General features: G+C 71.7%; 3 protein-coding genes. 1 reads left to right on the forward strand and 2 read right to left on the reverse strand.

The genetic code is table 11. The features are described from left to right. Together DM816_RS41205 and DM816_RS41210 are read right to left on the reverse strand one after the other, a co-directional pair. Positions 1-804, reverse strand: an 804-nt coding sequence (locus tag DM816_RS41205) for a hypothetical protein (RefSeq protein ID WP_211589083.1), incomplete at its 3' end; no start/stop codon positions are given. Positions 805-809: 5 nt separating this feature from the next. Next, complete coding sequence (locus tag DM816_RS41210; protein ID WP_117215856.1) at positions 810-1,817, reverse strand: Hsp70 family protein; 1,008 nt, start codon at positions 1,815-1,817, stop codon at positions 810-812. A 243-nt stretch (positions 1,818-2,060) separates the two neighbouring features. On the opposite strand from DM816_RS41210, the gene DM816_RS41215 reads away from it, so the two are divergent. Then, on the forward strand, positions 2,061-2,973 hold a 913-nt coding region (locus DM816_RS41215; RefSeq protein ID WP_211589084.1), incomplete at its 3' end, for an IniB N-terminal domain-containing protein.

Raw genomic sequence — 2,973 nt, forward strand, 5'->3', positions numbered from 1 at the left:
GGCGAGCGCCGGGTCGTCGGCGAGCGCGTCGTCGCCGCCCGCCTCGAACAGCGCCGCGAACCGTCCACCCCGGACGGTCGCCGCGTGCAGGGCGCGGGCCAGCGGCAGCGCGCGACCCAAGTGCTTCAGCGTGAGCTCGGCCAGCCGCTGCCACACCTCGTCGCGCTGGGTGGCCGGGCAGTATCCGACAATGGCCTGCCGGATGGCCGGCACGATCCGGTTGTCGGGGGAGAGGTATCCGGTGGCCCGCGCGGCCGCCAGGGTGCGGTCGACCTCTTCCGGCCCACGAGACATCAAGGCGCGCAAGAGGTCCAGCGGGATGTCCACCCCGGCCGCGAGCACGATCAGCAGCTGCCGCACGTCTGCGGGCAGGTGCTCGATCTCGGCGGCGATCCCGACGGGCAGGGCCGGATCGTCGATGCGGGCGACCAGACCCGGCACGCCCAGGGTCTGCTCGTGCACCTGCCGGGCCCGTGCCTCGCCCACATAGGACGACGTCTGGGCCAGGGTGAAGGGCGCGAGCACGACCAGCGACCCGCGCCGCCGGATCGCGTCGACCAGCTCGGCCAGCGCGGGCGGACGCGGCCACGGCCGGCACGCGACCACGACCCGTTTGCCCCCGGCGACCGCCTCCGACAGCGCGCGCAGCTCGGCGTCGTCGAGCAGGTGAGCGTCGTCGACCACCAGATCGGCCTGCACCGACCGCAGCAGCGTGGACTTGCCGTGCCCGCCCGGGCCCTGCAGGGCAAGGCTGCCCGGGCGGGCCAGAACGGACTTGAGCTCTTCACTGACTATCAAAGGCATGGGCTTCACAAACCGAAGAGGGAGAAGGAGCGTCCCTGTGTGAGGGCGCGGCGGCGGGGCAGTTTGAGCGACGTGATGCGGACGGGCGGTCGCGGCGGCGATTCGTCGAGCACGCTCACCTCGCCGCTCGGCTGCTGATCGTAGGGTGGCGCGGACCGCTGCGCGGGCAGCGGGCTCACGGGGCCCGACAGCAGTCGGCTGGCCACACGCGCGGCCCCGGTGGCCGCGGTGAACTGGGGGTCGGTGGCCATCGTGACCCGGTTGGGGAAGTCGGCCCGGATGGTCTCCTCGACCAGCGGCACCTCCGCGGCGGCCCCGACGAGCAGCACGTCATCGAGCTGATCCGGTTGCAGGCCCGCGCTGCGCACCGTCCACAAAAGAGTGTCGACGGTCAGCCGCACGGCCGATCGGACCTCTTCCTCGGAGCCGGCCGCGAGCATGTCCTCGGAGCCCAGCGGTGGCACACCCTCAAGGCAGGCCAGCATCTCGAACCCGGCGGGGCGGGAGCGGCGCAGCACGGCGGCCGAATAACCCTTGCGACCCAACGAATACAACCCCATGACGCGCGCCGGGTGGCCCTCGGCGGCGATGACCGGCTTGGGCAGGAGGGTCACCTCGTGCAGGCCGACCTCGCGCAAGGCCGCGCGCAGCAGCTCTCGCCGGTATTGCCCCCAGGCCGACGGGTAGCCCAGCACGATGTGCTCGGCGTGCTCGCGCTCCCAGGCCGACGTGCGCTCGACCGCCCACATTGCGAGCATCGCGGCCAGTGTCTGCGGTCGGCAGGGCTCACCGCCCACCACCATCGGCACGTCGTCGCCGACCCGGGCGACGAAGTCGCGCACGGCCTGCCCGTCGCCGTGCTCACCGGTCACCAGGGTTCCATCGGGGGTGAGGCGCAGCACCGCCGGGCTCTCGCAGATCACCTCGGGCACCGTCCAGCCGGAGGCGCCGGCGCGGGACACGGCCGCCGCGACATGGGAATTGCCGAGGTCGATCCCGAGGACATGCGGCATTGCAGGCAGCATCCTTTCAGTGCGGTTGCAAGGCCGGATCGAACCTGGCGGGGACCGTTCGCGGCTAAGGGGCTCCTCTGTTCGTACCATATCCGCTTGACCAACAGGACCCTAAACTCCGGCACCGCGTGATCCCCTAAGCCCCTAACGTGCGATGGGGGAGTGGTCCCCGATGTCCGAATCGTCTCCCGAGCCCTACGTTTCCTCGCAGTTGATGTTCACACGCTGAGGAGACCGTCCGATATGGACACGAACCAAACCCTGCACGACTTCGTGCTCAACCTGATCACGAATCAGGATGCCCGCCTGACCTTCCAGCTCGACCCGGAGGGCACCCTGCAGGCGGCTGGACTTGGCGATCTGACGCCGGCCGACGTGCAGGACGTGGTGCCGCTCGTCGTCGACCTCGTCCCGCTGCAGGGCCTCGCGAGCCTGGGCGAGCCGCTCGGGCTGGGCGGCCTGACCGCGGCCCCGGCCAACGTCGTCGGTCAGCTCCAGGGCATCGTTGAGCAGCTCCCGCTCAACAGCGTCCTCAATGGCACCACGACGGCCGACATCAACCTGTCGGCCCTGGGCGCGATCACGGTTTCGCCCAACGGCCTCGGCAACGGTGGCGTCACCACACAGGCCGGCGGCGACATCGTCGCCCACCCGCCGGGAACTGCCCCGCTCATGGCCGACACCGACGTCGCGACGACGCTCGACGCCGGTCTGATCAGCTCGGCGGGTGGCGGCCAGGTCACCGCTGACGCCACGCTCAGTGGCGGAGGTGAGGTGAGCGGTGACCTGGTCGGCGGCCTCACCGGCAACCTGCTGGGCGGCACGCTCAACGTGGTCGGCGGCCTGACGGGCAGCCTGACCGCCGGTCTGGGCGGCAACCTGCTCGGCGGCGACCTGGTGGGCGGCACATTGGACACGGTCACCGGCCTGGCCGGTGGCCTGACGGGCGGCGACGCCGGCCTGGTCGGCGGGACGCTCGAGACCGTCACCAGTTTGACGGCCGGGCTGACCGGTGGCGACACCGGCCTGGTCGGCGGCGCGCTCGACACGGTCACCGGGCTTACCGGTGGTCTGACCGGTGGCGACGCCGGTCTGCTTGGCGGCACGCTCGACACGGTCACCGGTGTCACCGGCGGCCTGACGGGTGGTGACGCCG

The sequence above is a fragment of the Allorhizocola rhizosphaerae genome, from assembly GCF_003426775.1.
GTDB classification, from domain to species: domain Bacteria; phylum Actinomycetota; class Actinomycetes; order Mycobacteriales; family Micromonosporaceae; genus Allorhizocola; species Allorhizocola rhizosphaerae.

Coding starts and splice junctions, on each gene's coding strand:
- DM816_RS41210 (WP_117215856.1), bottom strand. CDS start 1,817: ATGCCGCATGTCCTCGGGATCGACCTCGGCAATTCCCATGTCGCGGCG.